Here is a 16,804-nt window from a genome sequence, read left to right as displayed (position 1 = left end):
CGGATGCGTGCGGCGCCAGCGTGGAACTCAATGCTGGCTGCGCGGCGAACGCGAGATCAGCGACTTCAGGCCGCGGCCGATGCGATGGAGCAGGCCGAGCTTGTCGCCGTCCTTCGCCGCGGCCTTGGCGGCCTTCTGCGCGTGGACCTGGGTCGGCGACTTCGGTGCGGCCTGTGCGGGCGCGGCGGCCTGCGTGGCGGCTTCGGCACCCTCGATGCGGCGACCGCCACGACGGCGACGGCGCTTGCGCGGCGCGCGTTCGGCATCGCCGGTCGGCGGCGTCGCGGCCTCTACGGCCTGGTGCGCCTGCGCGGCGGCATCGACCACCGGCTGCGGACGCGGCTTGCGCTCGCCACGCGGCGCGCCTTCGCGGCCTTCCGCACGACCACCTTCACGACGACCGCCTTCACGACGGCCCTCGCTGCGACCGCCGCCCGGCTTGCCGCCACGGCTGCGGCCACCGCCACGGCGCTCCTCATCGGCCGCGCGCTGCTCGCGCGCTTCCTTGAAGATCGAACCGATGCTTTCGTTCTCGCCCTCGCCTTCGGCGCCTTCCGGCACTTCGCGCGGCGGGCGCGGGATGGCGACCAGCATGTCGGCCTCGACCGCCGCCACCGGCAGCTTCTGTTCGATGTAGGCCTCGATGTCCGGCAGCGACATCGCATAGCGCTCGCAGGCGAAGCTGATCGCGTCGCCTTCCGCGCCCAGGCGCGCCGTGCGGCCGATGCGGTGGACGTAGTCTTCCGCGTCGAACGGCAGGTCGTAGTTGTAGACGTGCGAGACGCCGTCGATGTGCAGGCCGCGCGCGGCCACGTCGGTGGCGACGAGGATTTCCAGCTGGCCCTTCTGGAAGCGGTTGAGCAGCGTCTCGCGCTTCTTCTGCGGCACGTCGCCGGACAGCACGCCGACGCGGTAACCGCCCTTTTCCAGCGCACGCGCGACGCGTTCGACGAACGCCTTGGTGTTGACGAACACCATCGTCCGCGCGCCTTCGCTGCGCGAGAGCAGGCCGAGCAGCAGCGGGATCTTCTCGTCGTCGGCCGGGAAGAACACCTTCTGGCGCACGCGCGCCGCGGTGACGGTCTCGGCCTCGACGACGAGCTTCTCCGGCTCGTTCATGTGCTCGTACGCGAGCTCCAGCACGCGATGGCTGAGCGTTGCGCTGAACAGCAGCGTCTGGCGTTCGGTGCGGATCGGCATGCGGCGCAGCAGGAAGCGGATGTCCTTGATGAAGCCCAGGTCGAACATGCGGTCGGCTTCGTCGAGCACGCAGATCTCGCAGGCGTGCAGCGACACGACCTTGTGCTGCTTGACGTAGTCGATCAGGCGGCCGGGCGTGGCGATGATGATGTCGGCGCCCTTCTGCAGCAGCTCGCGCTGCTTGTCGTAATCGACTCCGCCGTAGACCAGGGCGAACTTCAGGCCGAGGTCGGAGCCGAACTTCACCGCGTCCTTGTGGATCTGGATGGCGAGTTCGCGCGTCGGCGCGAGGATCAGCGCACGCGGGTCTTCGGGCTTGCGCTCGGCCAGCGCCGGACGCGTCAGCAGGCGGTTCATCACCGCGACCAGGAAGGCCAGCGTCTTGCCCGTGCCGGTCTGCGCCTGGCCGGCGACATCGCGGCCCTGCAGCGCGATGGGAAGCGTCAGCGCCTGGATCGGCGTGCAGCGGGTGAAGCCGGCGGCTTCGAGCCCGGCCAGCAGGCTCGGATGCAGGTCGAAAGAAGAAAAGGAAACGTCGGTTAGAGGCTTGTCGCTCATCAGATTCGAAGTCCGCGCGCGCCGTGCAGTTGCAGCATGCAATGTTGCGTTGGCGCGCTTGCGTGGGTGGCGTCCGCATCGCAGACTGCCGGGGCCGGGCCCGCTCGGGCGCCGGCTCGGAAAGGGGTCGGAAACCGGCCGATCGGACCGCTGGTCCGGGCTTGAAGTCCCCGCGAAACGCCCCAGTTTACCGTAACGACCGATCCGGCACGCCCGTGGGCCCCGCCGGGTCGTTCACCCGTCCGTGGGACGGCCCTCCGGGGGTCGTCCGCCATGCCCCATCCGCAGGAGAGTCCCGTGAGCGAGAAAATTTTGCACGTTGGCGATGCCGACTTCGACGCCGCCGTGCTGCAGTCGTCCGAACCGGTGCTGGTCGATTTCTGGGCCGAATGGTGCGGTCCCTGCAAGATGATCGCCCCCGCTCTGGACGAACTGGCCGCCGCGTACGACGGCAAGGTCAAGATCGCCAAGGTCAACGTGGACCACAACCGCGCCACGGCGATGAAGTACCACGTGCGCTCGATCCCGATGCTGCTGCTGTTCAAGAACGGGCAGGTCCAGGCGACCCAGATCGGCGCCGTCGGCAAGGCCCAGCTGAGCCAGATGATCGACAAGGCGATCTGACGCCTGTCGCACCGCCCTCTCCCGCCCGGGAGAGGGTTTGCGGGACGCTTCCATTCCCGCCCGTCCTGCCCCAAAGGCCTGTCGCCGCACGGTTTCCCGCCGGCCCCGGCCATCTGAACCAGCCCTGTCCCGGCGCTTGCCGCGGCGCGATGGCAGTGCTAGTTTCATTCCACCCGGCGTTGCTGACCTTCCGCGACCTCACCATCCGGACCCGTCTGCCGCCGCACCCCACTTTCGAAACCATCGTCCCTGACGTTCCGCTCGCCCTCTGCGAGCGCTCGCCGCTTAGCGAGGATTCCCTGCTTGTCCGATAACACCCCTGACGCCGGCGAAGTCGCCGAGAAGCGCGTGCGCAAGGCACGCGTGAGCAAGGCCGCCGACAACGCGCCGGCCGCCGACTCCGCACCGGCTCCCACCCAGGCACCCGCGCCGCGCGCCGAAGCGCCGGCCCCGGCCGCCGAAGCGCCTGCCTCCTCCTCTTCCGAACCGCGCGCCGAAGGCGCCTCTGCCCAGGGCGGCGAAGGCGGCCAGCACCGCGAGGGCCGCGACGACAACCGCGGGGGCAATAACCGTCGCGACCGTTTCCGCAACCGCCGCGAACGCCAGCGCGAGCGCTACCGCGACCAGAACGGCGGCATGCAGGACGACGGCGGCAATGGCGAGAACTTCGTTCCCCGCCCGCACCCGCAGGTCCCGGAAGGCTTCCCGCAGTACTCGCTGGGCGACCTCAAGCGCATGCCCACGCCGAAGCTGCTGGACGTGGCCGACCAGCTGCAGATCCAGGAAGGCGTCGCCCGCGCCCGCAAGCAGGACGTCATCTTCGCCGTCCTGAAGGTGCTGACCCGCCATGGCGAAGGCGTCGCTGCCGACGGCGTGCTGGAAATCCTGCCCGACGGCTTCGGCTTCCTGCGCGCGGCCGAGGCCAGCTACCTGGCCGGCCCGGACGACGTGTACATATCGCCCAGCCAGATCCGCCGCTTCAACCTGCGCACCGGCGACCACCTGTCCGGCCGCATCCGCTGGCCGAAGGATGGCGAACGCTACTTCGCGCTGGCCGTGGTCGACACGATCAACGGCGAGCCGCTGGAAGCGTCGAAGAACAAGGTCCTGTTCGAGAACCTCACCCCGCTGTTCCCGCGCAAGCGCTTCCGCCTGGAACGCGGCGACGGTTCGACCGAGGACATCACCGGCCGCATCCTCGACCTGATGGCGCCGCAGGGCAAAGGCCAGCGCGCGCTGATCGTTTCGCCGCCCAAGGCGGGCAAGACGATGATGATGCAGCAGGTGGCCACGGCCATCACCAGCAATCATCCGGACGTCCACCTGATCGTGCTGCTCGTCGACGAGCGCCCGGAAGAAGTGACCGAAATGCAGCGCACCGTGCGCGGCGAAGTGGTCTCCTCCACCTTCGACGAACCCGCCGGCCGCCACGTGCAGGTCGCCGAAATGGTGATCGAGCGCGCCAAGCGCCTGGTCGAGCACAAGAAGGACGTCGTGATCCTGCTCGACTCCATCACCCGACTGGCGCGCGCATACAACAACGTCGTGCCGTCCTCGGGCAAGGTGCTCACCGGCGGTGTCGACGCGAACGCGCTGCATCGTCCGAAGCGTTTCTTCGGCGCCGCGCGTAACGTGGAGGAAGGCGGTTCGCTGACCATCATCGCCACCGCGCTGATCGACACCGGCAGCAAGATGGACGAGGTGATCTACGAAGAGTTCAAGGGCACCGGCAACTCCGAAGTGCACCTCGACCGCCGCATCGCCGAGAAGCGCGTCTATCCGGCCATCAACATCAACCGCTCCGGCACGCGTCGCGAAGACCTGCTGATCGAGCCGGAACTGCTGCAGAAGATCTGGATCCTGCGCAAGCTGCTGCACGGCATGGACGAGATCGGTGCGATGGAGTTCCTGCTGGACAAGATGAAGACGACCAAGTCGAACGACGAGTTCTTCAGCTCGATGAAGCGCTGATCGCACTCGCAGGTCGCATCAACGAAACGCCCCGCATTGCGGGGCGTTTTGTTTGTCACACCGGACTCGCAACGCGGCGCGTGCCTCAGCTTCCGTTGAGCGGCGTCAGCAAACGCGGACCGCCCTTGAGCGGAAAGATGCCGTCGCCAGCCACCGCGTCGGCGCCAAGGGAGGTGTCAATGCCGCCGAGCCAGGGCGCGCTCTGGCGCGGACCGGGGATGTAGGTTTCCCATTTGCCTGGGACCGGCACCTTGTCGCCCGGGAGCAGGTACGAGACGGGAACGCGCGCCAGCCAGAACGGCGCATCGGCTTCTTCGCCTCGCGTCGGCGGCACGAACGTCCAGCGGCGTGCCGCCTGCAGGGATGCATCGGCCAGCGTGTCCCGCCAGCGCTGCATCGCGGCTTCGGTACGGTCGACGGCGCCCAGGTTGACCTGCTCGGCCATCGCGTCCTCCACCTTTCCATCGCGTCCGATGCGTACCACGACGTAGACCGTGCCGCGCACGCCGCCAGCAGCCGCCTGCGGCGGATACTTCGGCCGCAGGAGCCGGCCCTTGCTAGTCACCCATTCGCCTTCGCCCGGCTCGCCGAAGTTAGCGGCCGAGATGCGTACGTCGAAGCCTTCGGAGTTCTCGCGCGGCTTGGCCGCCAGGCGAACGCTCATCGCGGTACGTGCGCGAACCGGCTTGCCGTCGATGATCACGGGATCGAAGCGCCACGTCGCGCTCGCCCGGTCCATGATCCGTGCCGCGACCGGTGGCAGGTCGCCTGCATTATCGAGCTCGTATTTCGCGACGCTGCCATCGCGGTCAATCTCGATGCTTCCGGTGAGCAGCATGCTCATTTCGGCCTGCTTGCGGATCTCGTCGCGCCCCCCGGCGACCGCACTGCCGTGCAGCACGCAAGCCACCAATACGAAGGCCAGTCCGGCCGCCCTGTACATCCGTTCCAATTTCCCCATGGCACCCCTCCCTAGTGGACGCCATCAAATCGCGTTTCACTGTTGTCCGCAAGGAAACGCCGCAGCCACGTATCGGTGGGCATAATCCGGGAAACGGAGGCGTTTCATGCACGGCGGCGGTCTCGAACTCGCATTGGTCTTCCTGCTGGCCGCGGTGATCGCGGTGCCGGTGTTCCGTCGTTTCGGCCTGGGCGCCGTGCTGGGCTATCTCGCCGCGGGCGTGACACTCGGGCCGTACGGCCTTCGTTTCGTCGCCAATGCCGAGCCGGTGCTGACCGCGGCGGAAATCGGCGTGGTGATGCTGCTGTTCGTGATCGGGCTGGAATTGTCGCCGGCGCGCCTGCGCGTCATGCGCAAGCCGATCTTCGGCGCGGGCGGCGCACAGGTCGCATTGAGCGCGCTCGCCATCGGCGCCGCAGCGATGATCGCGGGCACGTCGTGGCAGGCGGCGCTGGTGATCGGCATGGGCCTGGCGTTCTCGTCCACGGCCATCGGCCTGCAGCTGCTGTCCGAACGCAAGGCGATGACGACCGACCACGGTCGGCTGGGCTTCGCGATCCTGCTGTTCCAGGATCTCGCGGCGATCCCGCTGCTGGCGGCGATTCCGCTGCTCGGCCGCGCCGGCGCCGCGGACAACCTCGGCTGGGACGAGGTCGCCAAGGCGCTCGGCGCGATCGCCGTGGTGGTGATCGGCGGCCGCTTCGCGCTGCGTCAGGTGTTCCGCATCATCGCGCGCGTGCAGATGCCGGAAGTCTTCACCGGCGCGGCGCTGCTGGTGGTGCTCGGCACCGCGTGGATCATGCAGGGCGCCGGGCTGTCGGCGGGCCTGGGCGCGTTCCTCGCGGGCGTGCTGCTGGCCGATTCGGAATTCCGCCACGAGCTTGAAGCGCAGATCGATCCGTTCAAGGGACTGCTGCTCGGCCTGTTCTTCATGGCCGTGGGCATGAGCATCGACCTGGACCGCGTGCTGTCCGAACCGGTGCTCATCACCGGGCTCGCCATCGCGCTGCTGATGGTGAAGTTCTCGATCCTGTACTTCGTCGGCCGCATACCCGGCGGGCTGGACACGCGCGAGTCGCTGCGGCTGGGCGCGGTGCTCGCGCTCGGCGGCGAGTTCGCGTTCGTGATCTTCAACGAAGCGGTGAAATCCGGCCTGATCGACGATCCCACGCGCGACCGGCTCGTCGCCGCGGTCGGCATCTCGATGGCGCTCACGCCGTTGCTGGTGATCGCCATCGCGCGCCTGCTGTCGGCGACGCCGCGGAAACAGGAACGCGCGTTCGACACGATTCCCAACGACCAGCCGGAGGTGCTGATCGCCGGCTTCGGCCGCTTCGGCCAGATCGTCGCGCGACTGCTGCTGGCGCAGCACACGCGCTTCATCGCGATCGAGCACAGCGCCGACCAGGTCGATTTCGTGCGCCGCTTCGGCAACCCGGTGTACTACGGCGATCCGGCGAAGCCCGAGCTTCTGCGCTCCTGCGGCGCGGACCAGGTGAAGGTGTTCGTCGTCGCCATCGATGGCGTGGAGGAAAGCCTGCGCACGGTGGAAACGATGCGGCGGATGTACCCCGATGCGACGATCTTCGCCCGCGCACGCGACCGTCGCCACGCGTGGGAGCTGATGGACCTGGGCGCGCGCGCGATCCGCGAGACGTTCTACAGCAGCCTGAAGATGGGCGAGAAGGTGCTGGTGGAACTGGGCATCGCCGAGGACGTCGCGCGCAGCCATGCCGAGCAGTTCCGCGACCACGACCTGCGTTTGCTGCATGCGCAGTCGCTGATCCGAGACGACGAGGACGCGCTGCTGCAATCCACGCAGGATGCGCGCCGCGAGCTGGAAGAACTGTTCAACGCCGACAGCGGCACCGGCGTGCTCAACGAGATTGCCGACGCCACGCGCAAGGACATGGCGTCGGTGGATGAGGAGGAGTGAGGGGGTAAGCCTCGCGTCGGTAAGCCTCGCGCGTCACGTCGCGGGCATTGGCCGCATCGTCGGTCGCCTTGAGCTCCCGTCATCCCGGCGAAAGCCGGGACCCAGGCTGTCACGCGATCCACAGTGACTCGTCATTCCAGCGAAAGCTGGAATCGATTTCGATTTGGGGCTCGGAAACGCAGGTATCGCGCGCGCCAGCGCGATCGCATGCCCGCCCCTCACCCCAACCCCTCTCCCGTGGGGAGAGGGGCTCAAACACTCGTCATTCCAGCGAAAGCTGGAATCCATTTCGATTTGGGGCTCGGAAAGGCAGGTATCGCGCGCGCCAGCGCGATCGCATGCCCCGACCCTCACCCCAACCCTTCTCCCGGAGGGAGAGGGGCTCAAACACTCGTCATTCCGGCGAAAGCTGGAATCCGGTTTGATTTCGGACTCAGGAACGCAGGCATCGCGCGCGCCAGAGCGATCGCACGCCCCGACCCTCACCCCAACCCCTCTCCCGTGGGGAGAGGGGCTCAACACTCGTCATTCCGGCGAAAGCTGGAATCCATTTTGGATTCGGGCTCTGAAACGCAGGCATCGCGCGCGCCAGCGCAATCGCATGCATCGCCCCAACCCCACTCCCGTCGGGAGAGGGGCTAAACGCTAGCGCGGCTCGCGCAGGAACCTCGCCATCGACAGGTTCTGCCCCGGCGTTGCCGGTGCGAATTCCGCCGCGATGTCGATGAAGCCGCGCATCACCGCGATCTCGCGCGGCGTGCGGTTGAGGGCGTCACGCAGGTCCGGATCCGCGCCAGCGCGCAGCAGGAACTGCACCACGCGCGGCAGGCCATGCAGCGCCGCCAGATGCAGCGGGCCGAAGCCGCGCGGGTCCTTGGCGTCGAGCGACGCGTCGTGATCGATCAGCAATTGCAGCCCGGCGACCAGCACGTCCTCGTCGGCGTCGCTGCCGGGCTCGGCGCGCGCGCCCAGCAACAGCAGCAGCGGCGTGGCGCCGGCCGCCGGCTGGTCGGCATCGACGCCGGCCAGCAGCAGCGTGTCGAACAACGCGACCAGGCGCGAACGCTCCCGCGCGTTGAAGCCGTACATCGCCGCGCAATGCAGCGCCTGGCGACCCTGCGCGTCGCAGGCCTGCACGTCGGCGCCCGCGGCGAGCAGGCGCGCGGCCAGATCGGTCAGGCCCAGCGCGCAGGCGACCATCAGCACGGTGAGATCGCCCGGCAGTCGCTGCTCCAGCGGCGCGCCTGCGGCGAGCAGGCGGTCGACGATGTCGGCGTGGCGCATGCTCACCGCCGCCGACAGCGGCGTCGCGCCCGAGTTGGCGGTGCGCTCTGGATCCGCGCCGCGTGCGAGCAGCAGGTCGACGACGGCGCGATGGCCACCGCCGGCCGCACGCAGCAGCGCGGTGCAGCCCTGCGCGTCGGTGGCATCCACGGGCAGGCCGAGGTCGAGCAGGCGACGCACCGCGTCCGCATCGCCGACGATCGCCGCCGCGGGAATGTCCTGTGCCTGCAGCGGACGACGCGGCAGCGGCCAGCCGCGCCAGTCGAGCCAGTCGGCGAGGTCGCGACGTCCCGACGACAACGCGACGCCGAGCGGCGTCTGGCCGTCGGCGGCGAGCAGGTCCGGCGCCGCGCCGTGCGCGACCAGCCGCTTCAGCATGCCGTCGCGTCCGAGCGCGGCGGCGAGGTGCAGCGCGCTCATGCCATGGCTGTCGCGGGCGTTGAGGTCGACGCCGATCGCGAGCAGGCGATCGAGCAGGCGCGCCCAGCCGAGGCGGACGGCGAGTGCGAGCGGCGGATCGCCCGCGGGCGAACGCGCGAACGGATCGGCGCCGCGTTCCAGCAGATCGAGCGCGAGGGCTTCCAGCGATGCGGAATCGCCCGCACTGCCCTGCGCCGAGGCGAGGAAACGCGCCAGCCCGCCGGCACCGGCCGGGGACACCGCGCGTTCCAGCAGTGCGCGCAACGACGTTTCCGCTTCCGGCATGCGCGCGAGCATCGCGTGCACCGGCGTGTCGCCCTGCTGCGGATCGCGCACTTCCGGATCCGCGCCCTGCGCGAGCAGCCAGCGCACGCGCTCGGCCGAGCCGATGGCATCTTCATCGTGCAGCAGCGCGCCGCGTTCCTTCGCGCTGAGCAGTTGCGCGAGACCGCCGAGTTCGTCCGCACGACCATCGCGAAGGCCATCGCGCAGCAGCACGGTCGGCGCGCGATCGGGCAGCGGCGCGTCGTCGTCGGCGTCCTCGCTGAGCGCGGCCGGCAGCGGGTACGCGCGATCGAGCGCGGCGACCAGCGACCAGCGCCCGGCTTCGGCGGCGCGGTCGATCGCGCGCTTGCCGTCGGCGTCGCGGTGTTCGGCATCGCTGCCCAGGTCGAGGAGCTTCTGCACCAGCGTCGGCGACGGCGAATCGGCCATGCACGCCAGGATCAGCGCGGTGCGGCCCCGCGCGTCGGCGCTGGTGGCGGCATCGGCGCCGCCCCGCGGCAGGTGCTGCAGCAGCTTGTCGAGCAGCGATTCGCGCGAGGCGCGCGCGGCTTCGAGGAACGGCGTGCGGCCGTCGTGGTCGCGGATGGACGGATCGGCGTGCGCGGCGAGCAGCGTCGCGGCGATGTCCACGTGTCCGGCGAACGCGGCCTCATGCAGCGCGGTGCGGCCGCGGCGATCGCGCGCGTCCACCTTCGCCTTGTGCTTGAGCAGCAGCGCGACGCCGGCCGCGTCGTCCTCTTCGCCACCGGCGGCGGCGAGCAGCGCCGGCTGGCCGTCGACAGGCTCCGGACGCGCGCCGCGTTCCAGCAGGAATTTCGCCAGGCGCCAGTTGCCGACCGCGCAGGCCATGCCGAGCGGGGAGACGCCGTCGCGGTTGAGCGGATCCAGTTCGGCGGCCGCATCGCGCAGCAGCGCGGCGACGCCCGGATCGGAACTGCGCGCGGCGTGATGCAGCGGCGTGTTGCCTTCGTTGTCGGTCAGGCGCGGGTCGGCGCCGTTGGCCAGCAGCGTCATCACCGCGTCGGGGCGCCCGTGCCAGCTGTCGCGCGTTGCGGCCAGCAGCGGCGTCATGCCGGCGTGGCTCGCGTTGAGGTCGGCGCCGTTGGCGATCAGCGCGCGAAGCAGGCGCAGGTCAGGCAACACCGCGGCGAGCACGGCGAGGCTGCGCTGGTCGCGATCGTCGGCCGGCGGCGGCGCGGTGACGTCGGCGCCCAGTTCGATCAGCTCCAGCGCGCGCTCCACGCGGCCGGCGCGCGCGGCGGCGTACAGCAGCGGCGCGAGCGGTTCGCCTTCGGTCAGCGCGACCGGCTCGTCGAGTTCGACCTCGTCCTCATCGGCCTCGAAGGCGAAGCCCGGCAGCGGGTCGGCCGGCTCGATCTGCTGGAGCAGCGCGTGCAGCGCGGGCGCGCCGAGCGCCAGCAGCGCCGCAAGCGTCCAGCGGACGCCGCCGCCGAGCAGCGACGGCCAGGCCAGCGCCACCACGATCACCGCCATCGCCAGCACGATCGCCGCGACGCCGAGGCCGCGCCAGGCGCCCAGTTCGAGTTCGCCCAGCGCGTGCCAGTGTTCGCGAACCGGACCGCCGTCGCGTTCCAGGCCGAGCCACAGCGGCCACACGCGCCACAGGCCGAGCAGCGCGAGGCCCACGACGGCGCTCACGCCGAGCGCGGCGCCCAGCGAGCCGCTGGAAAGCAGCGAGGACAGCGGCCAGGCGAGCAGCGCGGCGAGCACGGCGACGGTACCGCCCCAGACCAGCGCGAGCGCGATGCCGTCGCGGATGGCCTCACGGCGCCCGGGCAGGCCGCCATCGCGCCAGGCGCGTACGGCGAGTGCGTTCAAAGGCTGCGCGAGAACGCCCGCGATCGCGGCGACGAGGCCGCCGACGCCCGCGATCAGGCCCAGCAGGACGCCGCCGGCCAGCACGCCGCCGATGCGCAGCGGCATCGACGCGGTGCGGACGGCGCGGACGGGAGGCGTGGACTCAGGCATCGGTGCCCCAGTCCTCCAGCATCGGGTCTTCGACCTTCGGCGGGAATTGCAGGTGGAAACCGCGCAGCGCGAGGTTCTCGCGCACGACGGCGGCGTCCTCGCGGGCCAGCTTGCGTTCGGGGGTCAGTGCGACTTCCAGCACGAAATGCAGCGTGCCCAGCTGCGTGCGCAGCGGTTCGGGCAGGCGCGCGAAGTCGTCGCGCTGCGCGAGGTAAACGTAGGTGTCGGCCTTGCGGAGGCTCTTGTAGACGTAGGCTTGCATCGGTTCCGGCGGCAGGCGCGCGCGGGGGACGGCGCGGCGAGATTTTCGCCACAGCATAACGTTGCAAAGCGTGGATTCGGGATTCCGGGTTCCGGTTTCGTAAAGCGCGCGTGTGAAGGCGTGCCCGGGGGCCATTTCCAGATTTGGAGGTCGAGGTTTCGGTCAGCGTCCTTCGCCGGGCTAGGGGCAAGCCTTCCGAATCCCGAGTCCCGAATCTCCGAGCCCGCGTTCAGTGATACCCCGCGTCCGCCGCGACCTTCCCCTTGAACACGCTGTAGGACCAGTACGTGTAGCCCAGGATCGCCGGCAGCAGCACGATCAGGCCCACCAGCACGAAGCCCTGCGACGACGGCGGCGAGGCGGCGTCCCAGATCGTCAGGCCGGGCGGCACGATGTTCGGCCAGATGCCGAGCACCAGCCCGGCGAAGCCCAGCGCGAAGAAGCACAGCGTCAGCACGAACGGCTTCGCATCGCGCCCGCGACGCATCGCCGCGCGCCACAGCGCGAAGGCGTTGGCAAGCGCCAGCAGCGGCACCGGCGCCAGCCACCAGAAATTCCCGTCCTCGAACCAGCGCGCCATCACCCGCGAGTCCAGGAACGGCAGCCACGCGCTCACCAACCCCATGAACGCGACGACGACCAGCACCAGCGGTCGCGTCAGGCCGCGCGCGATGTCCTGCATGCGGCCTTCGGTTTTCAGGATCAGCCACGTGGACCCCAACAGCGCGTAGCCGAACAGCACCGCGATGCCGGTCAGCATCGAGAACGGGCTGAACCAGCCAAACGCGCCGGCCATGTACTTGCCGTCCTGCAGCGGCATGCCTTCCACCAGCGCGCCGAGAATCACGCCCTGTGCGAACGCGCACACCATCGAACCCAGCGAAAACGCGAGTCCCCACGCGAACTTCGCGCGATTGGCCTTGAAGCGGAATTCGAACGCGACGCCACGGAACACCAGCGCGATGAGCATGAGCAGCACCGGCAGGTAAAGCGCCGACAGCACCACCGCGTACGCCTTCGGAAACGCCGCGAGCAGGCCCGCGCCGCCGAGCACCAGCCAGGTTTCGTTGCCGTCCCAGATGGGCGCGGCGGTGTTCATCATGTGATCGAGCTGCGCTTCGGTTTCCGCGAACGGCGCGAGGATGCCGAGCCCGAGCACGAAACCGTCGAGCACGACGTACATCAGCACGCCGAAGCCGATCACGCCGAACCAGATCACGGGCAGCACGGTGGCCATGTCCATCACACGCCCTCCTCGAGATCCTCGCCTGCGGCGGACAGCGGACGCGCCGGCGTCTTGTCGCCGCCGCGCGTGTGCTGCGGCGGTTCGTGCGGCAGCGGCCCCTTCTTCACCAGGCGCGTGAGGTACCACATGCCCGAGCCGAACACGATCGAGTACACGACCATGTAGACGATCAGCGACGTCAGCACGGCCGCCGCCGCGAGCGTCGGGCTCACCGCGTCCGCCGTGCGCAGCAGGCCGTAGATCACGTACGGCTGGCGGCCGATCTCGGTGACGTACCAGCCGGCGAGCATGCAGACGAAGCCAGCGAGCGTCAGCAGGCGCCAGCCACGCAGCGCCAGGCGCGATTCGTACAGGCGTCCGCGCCAGAACTGGTAGAGCGAATACAGCGTGAGGATCAGCATCAGCGTGCCGAGCCCGACCATGACGCGGAACGCATAGAACACCGGTTTCACCGGCGGACGCTCGCTGGCCGGCACGGATTTCAGCGGCGGGATCTCGCCGTTCCACGAATGCGTGAGGATGATGCTGCCCGCGCGCGGAATGGCGAATTCGAAATCGTTGCGTTCGGCGCGTTCGTTCGGCACCGCGAACACCACGAACGGCATCCCTTCGCCCTCGGGCTCGCTTTCCCAGTGGCCTTCGAGCGCGGCGACTTTCGTCGGCTGGTGTTCGAGCGCGTTCAGTCCGTGCAGGTCGCCGACGATGACCTGCGCCGGCACCGTGATCGCCGCGAACAACACGGCGGCCTTGAGCATCCGCTTGCCTGCATCGACATGCACGCCGCGCAGCAGGTACGACGCACCGACGCCGCCGATCACGAAGCACGTCGTGATGAACGCGGCGAGCACCATGTGCGCCAGCCGCACCGGGAACGACGGATTGAAGATGATCGCGAACCAGTCGTCCGGGTGGAACACGCCGTCGACGATGCTGTAGCCCTGCGGCGTCTGCATCCAGCTGTTGGCCGAGATGATCCAGAACGTGGAAATCAGCGTGCCCAGCGCGACCATCGAGGTGCTGAGGAAGTGCAGCTTCTCGCTCACGCGTCCCCAGCCGAACAGCATCACGCCGAGGAATGTCGCTTCCAGGAAGAACGCGGTGAGCACTTCGTAGCTCAGCAGCGGCCCGAGGATGTTGCCGGCCTGTTCGCTCAGCGTCGCCCAGTTCGTGCCGAACTGGAAACTCATCACGATGCCCGACACCACGCCCATGCCGAAGGACACGGCGAAGATCTTGATCCAGAAGAAATACAGATCGCGCCAGAGCGTGTCGCGCGTGCGCAGCCAGCGCCATTCGACGAAGGCCAGCCAGCTCGCGAGGCCAATGGTGAAGGCCGGGAACAGGATGTGGAACGAAATGACGAATCCGAACTGGATGCGCGACAGCAGCAGCGGGTCCACGGCTCAGCTCCTCGGGTGGGGCCGGGCACGAAGTGTGTGCCGCCTCGCGCAGGCTGTCGTCGGCCAAATCGTCCCACCCATGACGCATGACCCGATCCGGCAAAGCGGCGGGCTGCTAGGCTGCGGGGGTTTTGTCCAACCGTGCCGGTACGACCTCATGCCATCGCGTCCCATCCGCCTTACTTCCCTTGCGCGCCTGACTTCCCTTGCCGCCGTCCTTTCGACCGGCGCCTTCCTGGCGAGCGCGGCCTGCGCGCAGACGCCGGTCACCTTGACCGAGGCCATGGCCGATCCCGACTGGATCGGTCCGCCGGTCGAACAGGTCTGGTGGGCCTGGGACGGCCAACGTGTTCAGTACCAACTCAAGCGTGAAGGGGCTGCGATCCGCGACACGTACCAGCAACCCGTTGCGGGCGGCAACGGCGCCGTGCTCGACGGTGCCGCGCGCGCCGACCTCGACGCGCCGCGCGCCGTGTACGACGCATCGCGCCAGCGCATGGCGTTCGTCCGCAACGGCGATGTCTTCGTGCGCGACCTGCGCACCGGCGCGCTGACGCAGGTCACGCGCACCAATGCCGATGAAGCCACGCCGCAGTGGAGCAGCGACGGCAACCTCGTCTTCCGCCAGGCCAACGACTGGTACCAGTGGCGCGCCGGTCGCGGCGTGAGCCAGGCCGCGGTGGTGAAGGCCGAAAAGGATCCCGCCGCGCCGCCGAAGGCCGACGATCTCCGCGAACGCCAGCTGGCGATGATCGCCACGCTGAAGAAGGACAAGGAACTGCGCGACGGCGCGCGCGACCAGAACGAAGCCTGGCGTCGCGCCGATCCCACGCGCGCACCCGCGCCGACGTACCTGGGCACCGACGTCGTCGTCGCCGACAGCGCGCTGTCGCCGGACGGCCGCTGGCTGCTCGTCGTCACCACGGCCAAGGGCGCCGACGAAGGCCAGGCCGGCAAGATGCCCAAGTACGTGACCGAATCGGGTTACGAGGAATTCGAGGACGCACGCACGCGCGTGGGCCGCAACGATCCGCTGCCGCATCGCCTGTGGCTGGTGGACGTCAATGCATCGAAGGCGACCGAACTGAAGTTCGATTCGCTGCCGGGCATCAAGGACGATCCGCTCGCCGCGATGCGCAAGGCCGCCAAGCAGGATCCGCTGAAGGGCGATCGTCCGGTCCGCATCGAGAGCGACGGCGACGGTTCGGGCCCGGCCATCCACTGGAGCGACGACTCGCGCAATGTCGCGATGCTCGTGCGCGCGGTCGACAACAAGGATCGCTGGATCGTTTCGCTCTCGCCGGCGAGCGGCGACGCGGCGAGCACGAAGCTGGTCACGCGCGACCGCCTCACCGACAAGGCGTGGATCAACTGGGGCTTCAACGATTTCGGCTGGACCCGCGACGGCGCGCTGTGGTTCCTGTCCGAACGCAGCGGCTATTCGCACCTGTACGTGAACGACGGCGGCAAATCGCGGCAGCTCACCAGCGGCAAGTGGGAAGTCTCGGCGCCGACGCTTTCGGCCGATGGCGCATCGTTCTTCTTCACCTGCAACCGCAAGTGGCCGGGCGATTACGAAGTCTGCGCCGTGCCGGTCGCCGGCGGCGACGTGCGCGAAGTGACCTCGCTCGACGGCGTGGAAGACTTCACACTTTCGCCGGACGGCAGCAAGGTGCTCGTGCGCCATTCGTCCAGCTACATGCCGCCGCAGCTGTCCGTGGTGAATGCCGCCGGCGGCAACGCCACGCAGCTGACCGACACGCGCAAGCCTGAATTCAAGGGCCGCCAGTGGATCCAGCCCGAGTACGTGCAGGTGCCGAGCAAGCATGGCGCGGGCGTGGTGTGGGGCAAGTTCTACGGCCCGAAGAACTACGAGCCGGGCCGCAAGTATCCGGTCGTGATGTTCGTGCACGGCGCCGGTTACCTGCAGAACGTGTCGGAGCGGTATCCGAACTACTTCCGCGAGCAAATGTTCCACAACCTGCTCGTGCAGCAGGGTTACGTGGTGCTCGACCTGGATTACCGCGCGTCCGAAGGCTACGGCCGCGACTGGCGCACGGCGATCTATCGCCAGATGGGCCATCCGGAACTGGAGGATTACCTGGACGGCCTGGACTGGCTGGTCGCCAACAAGCAGGGCGACAAGGACCACGCCGGCATCTACGGCGGTTCGTACGGCGGCTTCATGACGTTCATGGCGCTGTTCCGCTCGCCGGGCACGTTCAAGGCCGGCGCCGCGCTGCGTCCGGTCGCCGACTGGTCGCAGTACAACCACGAGTACACCAGCAACATCCTCAACACGCCGGAACTCGATCCGGAGGCCTACCAGGTCTCCTCGCCGATCAACTTCGCCGACAAGCTGCAGGACAACCTGCTGATCGCGCACGGCATGATCGACGACAACGTGTTCTTCAAGGATTCGGTGATGCTGAGCCAGCGCCTGATCGAACTGCGCAAGGACAAGTGGGAAATCGCGCCGTACCCGCTGGAACGGCACAGCTTCACGCGTTCGGACAGCTGGTACGACGAGTACCGCCGCATCTACGAGCTGTTCGAGCGGACGTTGAAGTAAGCGGCAGGGATGTCTCTAGCCCCTCTCCCGCCTGCGGGAGAGGGGTTGGGGTGAGGGCAGGCGAAGCGACAACACCGCCCTGCCCTCATCCGCCCT

Annotated in this window: 10 protein-coding genes; 4 read left to right on the top strand and 6 right to left on the bottom strand. The window is 68.9% G+C overall.

What is annotated here, in order from left to right:
• Positions 1 to 27: 27 nt before the first annotated feature.
• Positions 28 to 1,758 (bottom strand): ATP-dependent RNA helicase RhlB, encoded by a 1,731-nt coding sequence (rhlB, locus tag ABIE51_RS02080; protein ID WP_192632043.1) that lies wholly within the window; start codon positions 1,756 to 1,758, stop codon positions 28 to 30.
• A gap of 297 nt (positions 1,759 to 2,055) precedes the next feature.
• Between rhlB and trxA the strand changes: the two genes are divergently transcribed.
• Both trxA and rho read left to right on the top strand, forming a co-directional pair.
• Complete coding sequence (trxA, locus tag ABIE51_RS02075) at positions 2,056 to 2,382, top strand: thioredoxin TrxA (protein WP_115842696.1); 327 nt, start codon at positions 2,056 to 2,058, stop codon at positions 2,380 to 2,382.
• 303 nt (positions 2,383 to 2,685) lie between these two features.
• Entirely contained in the window at positions 2,686 to 4,353 is a 1,668-nt protein-coding gene (gene rho, locus ABIE51_RS02070; RefSeq protein ID WP_192632042.1) for a transcription termination factor Rho, read from the top strand.
• Between the two features lie 85 nt (positions 4,354 to 4,438).
• Here the strand turns inward: rho and ABIE51_RS02065 are convergent, their stop codons facing one another.
• On the bottom strand, positions 4,439 to 5,314 hold the full coding sequence (locus tag ABIE51_RS02065; protein WP_192632041.1) for an energy transducer TonB: 876 nt from the start codon (positions 5,312 to 5,314) through the stop codon (positions 4,439 to 4,441).
• A gap of 106 nt (positions 5,315 to 5,420) precedes the next feature.
• Between ABIE51_RS02065 and ABIE51_RS02060 the strand changes: the two genes are divergently transcribed.
• Entirely contained in the window at positions 5,421 to 7,250 is a 1,830-nt protein-coding gene (locus tag ABIE51_RS02060) for a monovalent cation:proton antiporter-2 (CPA2) family protein (RefSeq protein WP_192632040.1), read from the top strand.
• Positions 7,251 to 7,895: 645 nt separating this feature from the next.
• Here ABIE51_RS02060 and ABIE51_RS02055 read toward each other — a convergent pair.
• From ABIE51_RS02055 to ABIE51_RS02040, 4 genes are all read right to left on the bottom strand, one after another.
• The gene (locus ABIE51_RS02055) at positions 7,896 to 11,183 is read right to left on the bottom strand and encodes an ankyrin repeat domain-containing protein (protein ID WP_192632571.1); all 3,288 of its coding nucleotides are present in this window, start codon (positions 11,181 to 11,183) and stop codon (positions 7,896 to 7,898) included.
• 37 nt (positions 11,184 to 11,220) lie between these two features.
• Positions 11,221 to 11,490: a YcgL domain-containing protein gene (locus tag ABIE51_RS02050; RefSeq protein ID WP_157028966.1), complete on the bottom strand. Its 270-nt coding sequence runs from the start codon at positions 11,488 to 11,490 to the stop codon at positions 11,221 to 11,223.
• A gap of 229 nt (positions 11,491 to 11,719) precedes the next feature.
• The gene (cydB, locus tag ABIE51_RS02045) at positions 11,720 to 12,733 is read right to left on the bottom strand and encodes a cytochrome d ubiquinol oxidase subunit II (RefSeq protein WP_115842703.1); all 1,014 of its coding nucleotides are present in this window, start codon (positions 12,731 to 12,733) and stop codon (positions 11,720 to 11,722) included.
• The gene (locus ABIE51_RS02040) at positions 12,733 to 14,136 is read right to left on the bottom strand and encodes a cytochrome ubiquinol oxidase subunit I (RefSeq protein ID WP_115842704.1); all 1,404 of its coding nucleotides are present in this window, start codon (positions 14,134 to 14,136) and stop codon (positions 12,733 to 12,735) included. Before ABIE51_RS02040 ends, cydB begins: the two co-directional genes overlap by 1 nt.
• A 157-nt stretch (positions 14,137 to 14,293) precedes the next feature.
• On the opposite strand from ABIE51_RS02040, the gene ABIE51_RS02035 reads away from it, so the two are divergent.
• Positions 14,294 to 16,708 (top strand): S9 family peptidase, encoded by a 2,415-nt coding sequence (locus tag ABIE51_RS02035; RefSeq protein ID WP_192632039.1) that lies wholly within the window; start codon positions 14,294 to 14,296, stop codon positions 16,706 to 16,708.
• The last annotated feature ends 96 nt before the right edge of the window (positions 16,709 to 16,804 follow it).

The sequence above is a fragment of the Lysobacter sp. OAE881 genome (genome assembly GCF_040546665.1).
In the GTDB taxonomy this organism is placed as follows: domain Bacteria; phylum Pseudomonadota; class Gammaproteobacteria; order Xanthomonadales; family Xanthomonadaceae; genus Lysobacter_J; species Lysobacter_J soli.
Note: the sequence above shows the minus strand (reverse complement) of the source record. Positions and strands in the feature narration are given on the sequence as shown.